The sequence below is a fragment of the Streptomyces sp. NPDC001093 genome (assembly GCF_040298985.1).
Classification (GTDB): domain Bacteria; phylum Actinomycetota; class Actinomycetes; order Streptomycetales; family Streptomycetaceae; genus Streptomyces.
Window position 1 is genome coordinate 70,643 of the sequence record NZ_JBEPBF010000030.1, and the last position, 12,989, is coordinate 83,631.

At 74.7% G+C, this 12,989-nt stretch carries 12 protein-coding genes and 1 pseudogene; 4 read left to right on the top strand and 9 right to left on the bottom strand.

Annotated features, from left to right (window positions below):
* Positions 1–10: 10 nt before the first annotated feature.
* The 5 genes from ABT288_RS17760 to ABT288_RS17780 form a co-directional block, all read right to left on the bottom strand.
* The gene (locus tag ABT288_RS17760) at positions 11–1,678 is read right to left on the bottom strand and encodes a VMAP-C domain-containing protein (protein ID WP_351608245.1); all 1,668 of its coding nucleotides are present in this window, start codon (positions 1,676–1,678) and stop codon (positions 11–13) included.
* A complete protein-coding gene (locus ABT288_RS17765; protein WP_351608247.1) occupies positions 1,675–2,082 on the bottom strand; it encodes a CU044_2847 family protein in 408 nt (135 codons plus the stop codon). The genes ABT288_RS17760 and ABT288_RS17765 overlap by 4 nt, the downstream gene beginning before the upstream one ends.
* Before the next feature lie 85 nt (positions 2,083–2,167).
* Positions 2,168–3,523: a carboxyl transferase domain-containing protein gene (locus ABT288_RS17770; RefSeq protein WP_351608250.1), complete on the bottom strand. Its 1,356-nt coding sequence runs from the start codon at positions 3,521–3,523 to the stop codon at positions 2,168–2,170.
* On the bottom strand, positions 3,516–4,964 hold the full coding sequence (locus tag ABT288_RS17775) for an acyl-CoA synthetase (RefSeq protein ID WP_351608253.1): 1,449 nt from the start codon (positions 4,962–4,964) through the stop codon (positions 3,516–3,518). Before ABT288_RS17775 ends, ABT288_RS17770 begins: the two co-directional genes overlap by 8 nt.
* Before the next feature lie 181 nt (positions 4,965–5,145).
* Positions 5,146–6,162 (bottom strand): MerR family transcriptional regulator, encoded by a 1,017-nt coding sequence (locus tag ABT288_RS17780; RefSeq protein WP_351608282.1) that lies wholly within the window; start codon positions 6,160–6,162, stop codon positions 5,146–5,148.
* 135 nt (positions 6,163–6,297) lie between these two features.
* Here ABT288_RS17780 and ABT288_RS17785 point away from each other — a divergent pair, with 135 nt between their 5' ends.
* Entirely contained in the window at positions 6,298–7,167 is an 870-nt protein-coding gene (locus ABT288_RS17785; RefSeq protein ID WP_351608256.1) for an ATP-grasp domain-containing protein, read from the top strand.
* Position 7,168: 1 nt separating this feature from the next.
* Here the strand turns inward: ABT288_RS17785 and ABT288_RS17790 are convergent, their stop codons facing one another.
* Positions 7,169–8,068, bottom strand: a complete 900-nt coding sequence (locus ABT288_RS17790; RefSeq protein WP_351608259.1) for a LysR family transcriptional regulator — start codon at positions 8,066–8,068, stop codon at positions 7,169–7,171.
* Positions 8,069–8,162: 94 nt separating this feature from the next.
* Between ABT288_RS17790 and ABT288_RS17795 the strand changes: the two genes are divergently transcribed.
* The gene (locus ABT288_RS17795) at positions 8,163–8,993 is read left to right on the top strand and encodes an oxidoreductase (RefSeq protein ID WP_351608261.1); all 831 of its coding nucleotides are present in this window, start codon (positions 8,163–8,165) and stop codon (positions 8,991–8,993) included.
* 1 nt (position 8,994) lies between these two features.
* Here ABT288_RS17795 and ABT288_RS17800 read toward each other — a convergent pair whose 3' ends face one another.
* The gene (locus ABT288_RS17800; RefSeq protein ID WP_351608264.1) at positions 8,995–9,555 is read right to left on the bottom strand and encodes a hypothetical protein; all 561 of its coding nucleotides are present in this window, start codon (positions 9,553–9,555) and stop codon (positions 8,995–8,997) included.
* Between the two features lie 152 nt (positions 9,556–9,707).
* Here ABT288_RS17800 and ABT288_RS17805 point away from each other — a divergent pair, with 152 nt between their 5' ends.
* Positions 9,708–10,481 carry an IclR family transcriptional regulator gene (locus tag ABT288_RS17805; protein WP_351608267.1) on the top strand — a complete coding sequence of 258 codons (774 nt, stop codon included), beginning with the start codon at positions 9,708–9,710 and terminating at the stop codon, positions 10,479–10,481.
* Positions 10,478–11,326 (top strand): SMP-30/gluconolactonase/LRE family protein, encoded by an 849-nt coding sequence (locus ABT288_RS17810; RefSeq protein WP_351608269.1) that lies wholly within the window; start codon positions 10,478–10,480, stop codon positions 11,324–11,326. Before ABT288_RS17805 ends, ABT288_RS17810 begins: the two co-directional genes overlap by 4 nt.
* Positions 11,327–11,363: 37 nt before the next feature.
* Here ABT288_RS17810 and ABT288_RS17815 read toward each other — a convergent pair whose 3' ends face one another.
* Together ABT288_RS17815 and ABT288_RS17820 are read right to left on the bottom strand one after the other, a co-directional pair.
* Complete coding sequence (locus ABT288_RS17815; protein ID WP_351608271.1) at positions 11,364–12,767, bottom strand: FAD-dependent oxidoreductase; 1,404 nt, start codon at positions 12,765–12,767, stop codon at positions 11,364–11,366.
* Positions 12,760–12,989: pseudogene (locus tag ABT288_RS17820) on the bottom strand (hypothetical protein); the annotation flags it as partial. The gene ABT288_RS17815 and the pseudogene ABT288_RS17820, both read right to left, overlap by 8 nt.

Genomic DNA, 12,989 nt, shown 5'->3' on the forward strand with positions numbered 1-12,989 from the left:
CTCGGTCGGCTCAGGCCACGGGGGTGTGCAGGCTGGCGGCGGGTTCGGGGAAGCAGCGCGGGTCGTCCCACAGCAGCTGGACCTCCCTCGCCCAGTGCAGTGCGGGCTCCTCCTCCGCCTCCTCCCGCAGCAGCTGGATCCGTCTCGGCAGTTCGGCCGGGTGGACGCCCTCCACGTGCGGGGCGAGGGCGTCCAGGAACGCCGTACCGGTGCACGGTGCGGTGTGTGCGGCGGCACCGGGACAGCCCTCGCGCGGCCACAGCAGCACGGGAACGGGCATGTTCAGGCCGGCGTCGAAGTGCCCGGGTACGGTGGTGGGCGGGGCGGCGAAGCCCGCCAGGCCCGCCTCCTGCTCGCGCAAGCGTTTGCGTAGACCCAGGGCCGGGGTGTCGCAGTCCACGCGATGGAGCGCCGGCTTCCCGCCCGCGTCCAGCTTCCGCCACTGCTTGCCGAGCTGGTGGCGCAGCCGGGCGCTGTGGTGCCGGGAGCGGTCGGTGACGACCACCGGGTGGGAACAGCCGAGCGGCGTGGGGTCGTCCGCGCTGCACGCCCAGTGCGCCACCGGCAGGTTCAGCAGCTCGCGCGGCAGCGCGAAGGCCAGCAACTCGTCGGCACCGAAGGAGAGTTCGGCGAAGGCTCGGTCGATACCCCGTTGCACGTGGGCCTGCACCTCGGCGCGCGGCAACCGGACCGTGCCCACGGGCCGCCGGCGTCCGTCGCGGTACGCCGACACCGCGACCGTGACCTGGTCGGGACCGGCTCCGCTGCGGTCGATCTCGACCAGGATGGGCGCCCAGGCGGAGCCGGCCGGTGCCGGTGCGGCCGGGCCGGGCCCCTCCAGCAGTTCCGTGAGCCGGTCGGCGAACCGGGTGAGCGCCTCCGCCGGCCCCTCGACCTCCCACTGCACATAGCCGGCCGCCGCCCGCAGCGAGGGGAAGCCGCCCGGCGGCAGCGGCGGACCGAAGTCGCCGACGGCGTCCACGAACAGCTGGTCCGGTGAGCAGACGAGACCGGTGCCCTCGGCCCGCCGCACCAGCTCGTACACCCGCCGCGCCGGATCGCCTGCGCCCTGGTGCGCCGGGACCAGCTCCCCGAGCGCGGGCCAGTGCCGGGCCAGCACCTCGGTGGGCAGCATGCGGGCGACCAGCACGCCGGGCTCGCCGGCCACCTGCGCGACCATGCCGACCACCCGGCCGTCGGGCAGGGCCGCCGCGGCGCCGCTGAAGCCGTGCGTCAGCGGCTGCCCGTGCCCGGTCATGGCCTCCAGCTGCACCCACTCGCCCGCTATACGCGTGGCGGACCGTGCCCGGTACCAGGCGAGCTGCCCCTCGTCGTAACCCTCGGGGAAGCCGTACGCCTCCAACGCCAGCTCCGGCAGCGCCGGTTCGGCGTCCAGCGGGGCGAACCGGGCCGGAGCCAGCGGCACGTCCCGGGCCAGTTCGAGGACGGCCAGGTCGCCGGGGTCGGTGGCACCGCCCCGCCAGCCGCCGTGCACGGCCACCGTCGCGGGCAGCCCGCCGAGGTCAGGACGCTGCGGGAACGACACCGTCAGCGTCCCCGGCTCACTGTCCCGCACGACATGCGCGCAGGTCAGCACGGTGGTGGGAGTCACCAGGAAGCCCGCGCCGGCCACCGTGCCCGCGCACTCAATGCGGGCGTGCCAGGAAGCACCTCTCATGACCGTGACGCCGGCTCCGAGCCGCTCACCGCCGAGGTGTCCGACGCGTCCGCCGAGACCGGCTCCGTCCGCTGCTCCACCGCCGGACGCTCCGCCGACCACCCCAGCCGCACCACCAGCTGTCCCTCCGCCGCGCCCTTGGCGATCACGGCGCCCGCCTCGGCGGTCAGCTTCACGGCGAACTCCAGTTGCACGGAGTCCGGGCGCAGAGCGCCGTCCCGGAGGACACGCAGGGCGGAGTGGGCCGCCGCGCGCACGCTGTCCAGGGCGCCCTCGAAGGTGCGGGTGGCCTGGGCGGCCGGTCCGTCACCGCGGGAGACGAGGCGGGTGCCGCCCGCCGGGTCCGCGGTCTCCACCACGACCACGGCACCGTCCTCCGTGGTGAACTCCACCAGTCTGCTCATGGTCAGCCCCCCGTGCTCTCCCTCATCCGCCAACTCCATTGTGACGGAAGGCGACTGAACCTGTCCGCTCGCTACGGGCCTCGGCCTACGACGACAAGGACTCGGTGGGGTGGTGCACGATCCCTCTGATCACCCCCAGCTCCACCAGGTCCTGCGGCCGGATCCGCAGCTGCTCGGCGGTCGCCTCCACGTCGTCCTTCGGCCGTTTGAGTATGGCGGCCGCCAGTTCCGGGGCGATCACCGAGAAGTAACTGTCCGGCGTGGCCCAGGTGTTGCCCGGTGCGGCCAGCGCCAGGGCCCCGCCGGAGCCGCCCTCGCCGATGACCAGGGTGGTGATCGGGACCCGGGCGGACGCCACCGCCCCGAAGACCTCCGCGATGGCCGCGCCGGCCCCCTGCCGCTCCGCCTCCGCGTCGTTGGCGGCGCCCGGGGTGTCCACCAGCGTCAGCACCGGGATGCCCAGCCGGTCCGCGAGCCGGATCAGCCGGGCGGCGGTGCGGTACCCGGCGGGCCGGGTCGCGGTTCCGGTCTGCGCGGCGAACGCGACGGTACGGCCGTTGTGCTCACCGAACCCGCACAGCATGCCGCCGGTGTCCGTACCCCCGCACCGGTCGCCGCTGATCTCGCGGCGGTGAGTGAAACAGGCGTCCAGGTACGCCTGTGCGCGCGGGCGTTCGGGGGAGCGTGCCCGGCGGACGGCCTCCCAGCCGGTGGCGGGCAGGCCGGCGATGCCGAGGGCCGGTGGCACGGGGGCCTCCTGCGCGGGGGTGGTGAGCAGCCGGAGCCACTGTCCCAGCGTCTCCCGCAGCTCCTCGGGCCGTACCACCGCGTCCGCCGAGCCCACTGCCGCCTGCCCCTCGGCGGTGTAGGCCGCCGGGTCGGCGTCGGCGGGCCGGACCCGGGAACCCGCGAAGCCCACCTGGGCGCCCGGCAGGGCCAGGACGACGTCCGCTCCGGCGCCGAGCGTGGCCCAGCCGCCGCCGGTCGTCGGGTCCCGCAGCACCGCGATCTGCGGCAGCCCGGACTCCCGGGTGAGCGCCGACTGCCGGGCCACGCGCTGGAGTTGGCTCAGCGCGAGCATGCCCTCCTGCATCCGGCTGCCCCCGGTCGCGATGAGGGGCACGACCGGCAACCGGTGCGCTCGGGCATGGCCGTACGCCGCCTCCAGCCGGTCTCCGGTGCGCTCGCCCAGGGAGCCGCCCAGGAAGCCGAACTCGAAGGCGATCAGCACGGCCGGGGTGCCCTCGACGCTCGCGGTGCCGCAGACGACCGACTCCTCTTCGCCGGTGCGTTCGGCGGCACGGGCGCGCGAGGCGTCGTAGCCCTGCCAGCCGAGGGGTGCGTCGGACGTCAACTCCCTTACAACATATGGGAGTTCACTGAAGCTGCCCGGGTCCGCGACCAGGGCCAGGATCTCCCGGGCCGAGTGGCGCTCAGACATCGGCCAGCGCCCGCTTCATGATCTTCCCCATGTCGTTGCGGGGGAGCGCGTCCAGATAGCGGACGACACGGGGGCGCTTGTGCGGGGCGAGGCGACGGGCCACGTGGTCGGCCAACTCCTCGGCGGCGGGCGGCGCCTGCGGATCCGCCGGGACGATCCAGGCGACGATCCGCTCGCCCAGGTCCGCGTCCGGCTCCCCGGTGACGGCCGCCTCCCGCACTCCCGGGTGCTCCAGCAGCGCGTTCTCGATCTCACCGGCCCCGATCTTGTACCCGCCGCTCTTGATCAGGTCCGTGGCCTTGCGCCCGACGATCCGCACATAGCCGTCGGGCTCTCGGACGGCCATGTCACCGGTGCGGAAGAACCCGTCGGCGGTGAACGCGGCGGCCGTGGCGTCGGGCCGGTTCAGATACCCGGTGAACAGGTTCGGCCCGCGCACCTGGATCTCTCCGACGCTCTCCCCGTCGTACGCGGTGATCGGCGTCCCGTCCTCCTCCACGAGCCGCAGCTCGACACCGGGCAGCGGCACGCCCACGGTGCCCGCCCGCGGCTCCCCGTCGGCCCGCACGCTGGTGTTCATCAGCGTCTCCGTCATGCCGTACCGCTCGATCACCCGGCGCCCGGTCGCCGCCGCGATCCGCTCGTGGTCGTGCACGGGCAGCGCGGCCGAGCCGGAGACCAGCAGCCGGGCCCGCCCGAGGGCGGCGGCCAGCTGCGGGTCGCCCGGCAGGGCCTCGGCGATGCGGTGGTACATCGTCGGCACGCCGAACAGCATGGTCGCGCCGGCGTTCAGCTCCCGCGCCACGCCCTCGGTGGAGAACCGGCCCAGGTGCCGGACGCTGCCGCCGCGCCGCAGCGGGCCGAGGACGCCCAGCACGAGCCCGTGCACATGGAACAGCGGCAGCCCCTGCACCAGCACATCGTCCGCCGTCCACTGCCAGGCCTCGGCGAGCGCGTCCAGGGTGGTCGCGAGGGCCCGGCGGGGCAGGACGGCACCCTTGGGCGGGCCGGTGGTGCCGGAGGTGTAGACGATCAGCGCCGGGTCCCCGTCGGTGGCCGCCTCCTCCGGTACGGCGCCGGTCCGGGCGGACGCGTCGACATCGATCCGCTCCAACTCGCCCAGCACGTCGGGGAGTTGGGTGCCCGGCGCGGCCAGCACCAGCTTCGGCGCGCTGTCGGAGAGGATGTGCGCGAGTTCCTTCTCGCCCGACTTCGGGTTCAGCGGCACCGCGGCCGCCCCGGCGAGCAGCACGCCCGTCACGGCGACGGCGGTCTCCAGCTCCGGAGTGGCCCACACGGCCACCCGGCCGGCACCGCGCAGCCGGGCGGCGAGCGCACCGGCGGCCCCGGCCAGCTCGCCGTACGTCAGCGACCGTTCGCCGAACCGCAGGGCGATGCGCTCGCCCGGACCGCCCGTCACAGCGGGGAAGAGGGAGGACACGCGGCGCACTCCTAACTGTCGGTCGACCGTCGCCACCCTTCCTACACCAGGAGCCCGGCCCCGACGACCGCGCTCAAGTCCGCCGCGAGCCGCAACTCGGCCACGCGCACCGGCGGCCGGCCGCCTGCCGGCCCTCACCGTTTGCGGCTGCGGGCGCGGTGGGCCGCAGTCCCGCCCTGCCTCAGGCGGCCGCCGCCACGATGTCGGCGACCACGCAGCTGACGTTGTCGGGGCCACCCGCCTCGTTGGCCGCCGTGATGAGCGCTACCACGGCGTCGCCCGGTGCGGAGGACGTGCGCAGCGCCTCCCGTATCCGGGCGTCCGGCACCACCCCGGTCAGCCCGTCGGAGCACAGCAGATACCGGTCCCCCTCCCGGACCTCCTGCAGGCGCACGTCCGGCACCGGGTCCATCCCGCCGGCCAGGGCCTTGAGCAGCAGCAGCGACTCCGGCTCCACCCGGTGGTCCCGGGTCATGCGGATCAAGTCCCCGTCCCGCAGCAGGTACGCCCGTGAGTCGCCGATGTGGGCCAGCGCGAGTCGCGCCCCCGTCCACAGCAGCGCCGTCAGCGTGGTGCCGACCTCCTCGGTGCCCTCGGCCACATCGCACACCGCCGCGTCCGCGGAGCGCACCGCGTCCTCCAGCACGCTCAGCACACCGTCCGCGGGCAGTTCCTCGGCCTCGTCCAAGAACCGCAGAGCCTCCACCGCCGCGCTGCTCGCGGGCGTCCCCGCCGGGCCGAAACCGTCGGCCACGGCGAGCAGTCTGCGGCCCGCGTACACGGTGTCCTGGTTGGCGGGGCGGACGAGCCCGCGGTCGGAGTGGGCGGAACAGCACAGTTCCAGCATGATGGTGTGGTCCCTTCTCGACTGGTCGGTCAGCTGGTCCACGAGGAACGCGGCGAGATCCCGCCGTACGGCCGTCTCCGCCTCGACCCGCGCCCAGTACGCCCGGATCTCCCGCGCGGCGGCTGCCGGGTCCAGGGCGCACACCGCGCGGATCTCGGCCAGTGGCATGCCCAGCCGCCGCAGCCAGGCCACGAGCCGGGCCTGCCGGAGCTGCTCGACGGCGTAGTAGCGGTAGCCGGTGCCGGGGTCGACCCGGGCGGGCCGCAGCAACTCCAGCTCGTCGTACAGCCGCAACGCCTTCGGCGAGAGCCGGCTCGCCCTCGCGAAGGCGCCGATCGTCAGCAGCTCCATGAGCACCTCGCGCTCCTCGTCCTCCGCCACCGATGCTGGGGCTTCACCAAAGGTGAAGGTCAACCGCGGTGCTCCGGTTCCCTGCGGTTGTTAGCCTCGCCGTTGACCGAACCGCCGTACGACAGGGAGTCCGCCGTGCCCCGCATCGCCCTCGCCACCTACGACCCCGGCGCCGAGCCCGGCAAGGACACCGACCTGCCGGAGCTGGTACGGGCGCTCACGGACGCGGGCGCCGAGGCGGAGGCGCGGTACTGGGACGACCCGGACGCCGACTGGGGCGGCTACGACCTCGTCGTCATCCGCTCCACCTGGGACTACAGCTGGCGCGCCGCGGAGTTCGGGGCCTGGGTGGACCGGGTCGGCGCGCTGACCCGGCTCGCCAATCCGGCGCCCGTGGTGCGCTGGAACACCGACAAGCGCTACCTCGGCGAGCTGGCGGCGGCCGGCGTCCCCACCGTCCCCACGCGCTACATAGCGCCGGGCGAGCCGGCCGACCTGCCCGACGACCGCGAGTATGTGATCAAGCCGACCTCGGGTGCCGGCGCCCGGTTCGCCGCCCGCTACACGCCCGACCGGCACGAGACGGCGGTACGGCACCTCGCCCGGATGCACGCCGAGGGCTTCACCGCGATGGTCCAGCCGTATATGCGCGGCATCGACGCCGGCGGGGAACGGGCGCTGCAGTTCTTCGGCGGCCGGCTGCTGCACGCCAGCCGCAAGGGCGCCGTCCTCGCGCCCGGCACGCCGTACGACGCGGACAAGGTGGCGCATCCCGACCTGGAGCGCTGGCAGCCGACGGAGGCCGAACTGGCTGTCGCCGAGAAGGCGTTGGGTGTGGTGCCCGGTGGTGCAGAGCTGCTGTACGCGCGGGTGGATCTCGTGGACGGGGAGGAGGGCGAACCCCGGCTGATGGAGCTGGAGTTGGTGGAGCCGAATCTGTTCCTGTGGCTGCATCCCGGGTCGCTGGAGCGGGTCGCGGAGGCGGTGCTGGCGGCCGCGGCCTAGCTCAGCGCACCGTCTCTCGACATGCCTCCGCGTACGCCCGTACCAGCGGTCGGCTGCCGTCCTCCCGTCGCCACGCCAGCGCATAGCGGCTCGGCCCGATGCCCCGGACCCGGCGGGTGGTGACGCCGCCCAGGCTGATCAGCGGGGCGTTGCCCTCCGCCACCAGGCAGACGCCCAGGCCCGCGACGAGTGCTTCGTACGTCTCCTCCGCCCCGGAGATCTCCGCGCCGATCCGGGGCGGCCGGCCCGCGCGGGCGTCCAGGGCGAGCCAGTGGTCCCGGAGCCGGCCCGCGCTCTCGGGCAGGGCGAGGAACGGCTCGTCCAGCAGCTCGGCGAAGTCGATCTCGGGACGGGCGGCGAGCGGGTGTGTCTCGGGAAGGGCGAGCAGCCGGGGTTCCTCGGCGACCACCGTCCAGGCGTAGCGCTCCTCGTCGGGCAGCGGCAGCCACACGAAGGCGACGTCCACGGTCCCGTCCGCCAGGCCCGCCGTCGGATCGGCCCAGCTCATCTGGCGCAGCCGGACCGTCGTCTCCGGGTGCGCGGCGGTGAAGCGGGAGCGGATGGCCGGCAGCAGCCCGCCCCGGCCCGGACTGGTGCTCATGCCCACGACCAGCGTGCTGCGCTGGGCGGCCTTGGCCGCCTCCACGGCCGCAGCGCCCGCCTCCCACGCGGACAGTACGGCGCGTGCGTGCGGCAGCAGCGCCTCGCCCGCCGGTGTCAGCGCCACCCCGTGCCGGTCGCGCCGCAGCAGCTCCGTCCCCAACTGCCGCTCCAGCGCCCGGATCTGCTTGCTCAGCGCGGGCTGTGAGACGTACAGCCGCTCGGCGGCGCGGGTGAAGTGCAGCTCCTCGGCGACCGCGACGAAGTAGCGCAGATCGCGGCCGTGGACGTCCATGGTCATAGCCGTTGGTTATCACCAAGGGTCTTGGACGGGCAACGGCATGCGGCCGCAGTGTGGTGCGTGTCGAACCCGACGACATCCATGAGGAGTTCTGATGAACAAGGTCTGGCTGGTGACCGGGGCGAGCAGCGGTTTCGGGCGGGCGATCACCGAGGCGGCCGTCGCCGCCGGGGACGTGGTGGTCGGCGCGGCCCGGCGCCCCGAGGCCCTGGACGACCTGGTGGCCGCCCATCCCGACCAGGTGGAGGCCTTGCGGCTGGACGTCACCGACGTGACCGCCGCCGAGTCCGCGGTCCGCGATGTCGTGGCCCGGCACGGGCGGATCGACGTGCTGGTCAACAACGCGGGCCGCACCCACGTCGGCGCCGTCGAGGAGACCACCGACGCCGAGCTGCGCGACCTGTTCGACCTGCACTTCTTCGGCCCGGCGGCGCTCGTCCGGGCGGTGCTGCCCCACCTGCGGGAGCGGCGCTCGGGTGCGATCGTGCAGATGAGCAGCATGGGCGGCCAGATGTCCTTCGCGGGCTTCGGGGCGTACAGCGCGACGAAGTTCGCCCTGGAGGGCCTGTCCGAGGCGCTCGCCGACGAGGTGCGGGAGTACGGCGTCAAGGTGCTGATCGTCGAGCCGGGCGCGTTCCGGACCTCGCTGTTCGAGGCCGACCGGGCCGGGGCCAGCTCCGACGCCGGGGTGTACGCCAGGGTCGGTGAGACCCGCGGTGCCGTCGCGGGCGGACACGGCAGCCAGCCCGGCGACCCGGCCAAGGCGGCCGCCCTGATCCTGGCCGCGCTGGAGGCCGAGGACACCCCGCTGCGGCTGCCGCTCGGCGACGACGGCGTGAGCGCGGTCCTGGGCCACCTCGATCAGGTCCGCGAGGAGGTCACCGCCTGGGAGAAGCGCACCCGGGCGACGGCCTTCGACGCCTGAGCTATCCGTCTAGGACGGCCGTCCGCTGCAGCAGCCCCCAGGTGAACTCGGCGACCACCTCGTGCCGTACACCGTCCGGGCCGGGCGCGGTGAAGGCGAGGCCCCAGCGGGTCGGCGCGGTGCCCTCCAGCGGGCGGGCCGGGGCGAAGGCGCGGGCGGCCTCGTCCACCGTGCAGGACCAGGGAGCGAGGTCGTCCAAGGTCTCCAGCTTCGGCGCGGGGGCGCCCGGCGCCCGTACCAGCCACTCGTTCCACACCGCCCCGTCAGGCCCGACCAGCACCTCGAAGCGCAGGTCGGGCCAGAGCGGCAGGGCCCAGCGCCGGGCCTCGCAGTCGACGTCGCCGAGGCGGCGGGGGAGGACGGATTCCGGCTCGCCCAGGACCGAGCGGTACCGGGCGGCGGCGGAGCGGGCCCTCGGCGAGCGGACCATCGCCTGCCAGCGCTTGTTGGTCTCCCGCATCTCGGCGATGGACACCCCGAGCCGGTGCCGGGCGTCCTCGACCAGATCCGGGTTGTGGTCGGCCATGCGGCGCAGCAGCACCAGCTGGAAGTCGAGATCCATGGCACCCATGGTGCCCGGCCTGGTCACGCCCATTGCCCGCGCCACCCTCCATGACTAGCCTGTGTTCGTCATGCCGATCGCCTGTTGATATCTCGAACATCTCGGTGTCGAGGTGTCGACCGGGCGCTTAGACCCAAGGGAGGGGGCCGGACGTGGGACGCCTCGTGCCTGCCGTGACCCGGGCTCTGGACATTCTTGAGCTGTTCCTCGACGGGGACGGGACGCTCTCCGCCCCCGACATCGTGCGCAGGCTCCAGCTGCCGCGCACCACCGTGCACGAGCTGGTCACCACGCTCGCCGCACGGTCGTACATCGTGCAGGTGCCGGGACAGCCAGGACGCTACCGGCTCGGCGTACGCCCGTACCAGCTCGGCAGCCGCTACGCCGAGCAGCTCGACCTCGCCGCCGAGGGCCAGCAGGTGGCCCGCTCGGTCGCCGAGACCTGCGACGAGACGGTCCACGTGGCGATCCTCGAGGGCACGGACGTCATCTACATCGCCAAGGTCGACTCCACGCACGCCGTCCGCATGGTCTCGGCCGCCGGCCGCCGGCTCCCGGCCCACTGCACCTCCGTCGGCAAGATGCTGCTGGCCTCGCTGCCGGAGCAGGAGCTCACGGCACGGATCCCGGACGACGCGGAGCTGACCGCGATGACCCCCAACAGCATCACCGACCCCGCCGCGCTGCGCGAGGCGCTCGCCGAGATCCGGCAGCGGGGCATCGCGGTGGAGAGCCGCGAGTCCAACCCGGACGTGAGCTGCGTGGCCGCACCGGTGCGCGACCGCACGGGGCAGGTGGTCGCGGCCCTGTCCATCTCGGTCCCCATGATCCGCTGGAGCGACGAGCGCCGGACCGAGCTGGAGCAGCTGGCGGTGAAGGGCGCGGCCGAGCTGTCGGAGCGGCTGGGTCACCGGGGCGCGGCGTGAGCGCCGGGTACGAGGTCGCCGTACGGGCGGAGGCGGAGCTGGGCGAGGGGCCGACCTGGGACCCGGCGACGGGCCGGCTGCTATGGCTCGACATCCTGGGCATGCGCGTCCACACCTACGACCCGGCCACGGGCCGGCGGACGGTGCGGACGACGGAGCAGCACGTGGGCGCGGTCAAGCCCCGCGCGGGCGGCGGCCTGGTCCTCAACCTGCGGGACGGCGTCGGCCTGCTGGACCCCGACGACACCTTCCGCTGGCTGCACCACGAGCCGGTCGCGGGCCGCCGTGCCAACGAGGCCGCGGTGGCGCCCGACGGCTCGTTGTGGGCGGGCACCATGCGCTACGACGAGGCGCCGGGCGGGGGCACGCTGACCCGGCTGACCGGCGACGGCACGGCTCGGACGGTCCTGTCCGACGCCACGGTCAGCAACGGCACGGGCTGGAGCCCCGACGGCCGCCTCATGTACTACGTCGACACTCCCACCCGCCGGGTGGACGTCTTCGACCACGACGGCGAGCACGTCCACGCCCGTCGCCCGTTCGTGGAGATCGAGGAGGGCGCGGGCTTCCCGGACGGCCTGACGGTCGACGCGGAGGGCTGTGTGTGGGTGGCGCTGTGGGACGGGGGTGCGGTGCGCCGCTATACGCCGGGCGGCCGACTGGACCGGGTGATCCCGCTGCCGACCCCGCGCACGACGGCCTGCGCGTTCGGCGGTGCCGGCCTGACCGACCTGTACGTCACGACGGCCCGGACCGGTCTGCCGGCTCCGCATCCGCTGTCGGGTTCGCTCCTGGTGGTTCCGGGGGCGGGCAGGGGCCTGCCCGAACCGGCGTTCCAGGGCTGACCGTGCCTGGCGGCGGCCGGGGGCATCCCCCCGCGGCCTACACCACGCCCACCGCCTTCCGCTCCTCCGTGGTCAGCGGCGGTCCCGCCAACGGGGGTCGGAGCGGACCCACCGCCGCCGCGAGCAGCATGCCCGGGGTCAGCAGCACCTGCGCCCCGCGCTCCAGGGACGTCACGTCCGTCACCCGGCGCGCTATGCGTCCGTTGCCCGTCGCGGTGTACATCAGGCGGTCGACGTAGGCGGACAGGAGCCGGTCCCGCACAGTGGGGCCGTGCTCCGTCGCGCCGGGGTGGAACACGTCCTGGCCGAGGGCGAGGTCCCAGGCCGCGCGGACCGGGCGGGCGACCGCCCGCTGCACACGGCGCGCCAGCCCCGGCGTGCCCCAGCCGTGCCGTCGTATCACCTGGCGGAGCCGCACCGCGCTCTGTGCGGCGACGGACAGCCCGTGGCCGTAGACCGGGTTGAACACGGCGAGCGCGTCGCCGAGGACGGTGAGGTTCTCGGGCCAGGCCGGCATGCGCTCGTAGAAGTGGCGGCGGTTGAGCGTGGCGCGGGTGACCGACACGTCGGACAGCGGCTCGGCGCGCTCCAGCAGTTCACCGAGCAGCGGATGCCGCAGCTTCTCCCGGGCGAAGGGGATGAACTCCTCGTTCGCGGCGGTGGGTTCGCCGCCCCGGGTGCCCTGCAGGGTGACGATCCAGCGGCCGTTCTCGATGGGGAGCAGGAAGCCGGAGCGGCCGGGACCCTCGCCTCGCGGATCGAGCTGCAGGTTGACCACCGGGAAGCCCTCCCGGGCCGCCTCGGGGGCGAGGAAGAGCCGGCTCGCGTAGACCAGGCCCGGGTCGACCTCGCGGATGCGCGGCGCGGGCAGCCCCAGGTCCGCGAGCCAGCGCGCGGCCCGGGAGCCACGCCCGGTGGCGTCGACCACGAAGCCGGCCGCAAGGGTGCGCTCGGCGCCGTCCCGCGCCCGGATCCGTACGCCGGTGACGGCGGCGCCGGTGCCGGTGAGGCCCAGCGCCTCGGTGCCGTCGAGGAGGTCGATCCGCTCGTCGGCGAGGACCTGTGCGCGGATCGTCGCGTCCAGCAGGTCCCGGCCGGCCAGGATCACGTGGTGGGACTCGGGCCAGCGCCGGAACCAGCCCTGCGCGGAGAGGGCCACCACGCCGGTCGTGACCGGATGGCGGCGGCCCCCGGCGGCCTTCAGCGCGTCGGTGATGCCCGGCAGCAGCTCCTCCACGGCCCGCACCCCGCCCGACCACAGCATGTGGGCGTGCCGGGCCTGCGGCAGCCCCTTGCGGGGTTCGGGGCCCTCGGGCAGGGCGTCCCGCTCGACGACGACGACCCGGTCGGCGGACTCGGCGAGCGCGCGCGCCGCGAGCATGCCGGTGTGGGATCCCCCCAGCACGACGGCGATTCTGGCGGGGGAGGAGGCTTCACTCATGCGCGGACACGCTCTCTGCCGGGGCGGTCGCGCGGGCGCGTACCGCCGTGATCTCGTCGGGGTGGCGGAGGGCTTGGGACACGGCCTGGATCTCCTGGAGCAGGTACGCCGTGTCGGGGCCGGACGGGGAGCCGGTGCCGTCGGCGCGCGGCGGCCGCGCGGCCACCGGCGCGTGGTGGCGGCCCACGGGCGCGGCGCGGGGGCAGGGGCGGGCGGGGGGGT

What these genes read in the sequence shown, in the direction of transcription:
- ABT288_RS17760 (WP_351608245.1), bottom strand. Translation starts at nt 1,678, where the DNA reads ATGAGAGGTGCTTCCTGGCACGCCCGCATTGAGTGCGCGGGCACGGTG.
- ABT288_RS17765 (WP_351608247.1), bottom strand. Translation starts at nt 2,082, where the DNA reads ATGAGCAGACTGGTGGAGTTCACCACGGAGGACGGTGCCGTGGTCGTG.
- ABT288_RS17770 (WP_351608250.1), bottom strand. Translation starts at nt 3,523, where the DNA reads ATGTCTGAGCGCCACTCGGCCCGGGAGATCCTGGCCCTGGTCGCGGAC.
- ABT288_RS17780 (WP_351608282.1), bottom strand. Translation starts at nt 6,162, where the DNA reads ATGGAGCTGCTGACGATCGGCGCCTTCGCGAGGGCGAGCCGGCTCTCG.
- ABT288_RS17790 (WP_351608259.1), bottom strand. Translation starts at nt 8,068, where the DNA reads ATGACCATGGACGTCCACGGCCGCGATCTGCGCTACTTCGTCGCGGTC.
- ABT288_RS17795 (WP_351608261.1), top strand. Translation starts at nt 8,163, where the DNA reads ATGAACAAGGTCTGGCTGGTGACCGGGGCGAGCAGCGGTTTCGGGCGG.
- ABT288_RS17800 (WP_351608264.1), bottom strand. Translation starts at nt 9,555, where the DNA reads ATGGATCTCGACTTCCAGCTGGTGCTGCTGCGCCGCATGGCCGACCAC.
- ABT288_RS17815 (WP_351608271.1), bottom strand. Translation starts at nt 12,767, where the DNA reads ATGAGTGAAGCCTCCTCCCCCGCCAGAATCGCCGTCGTGCTGGGGGGA.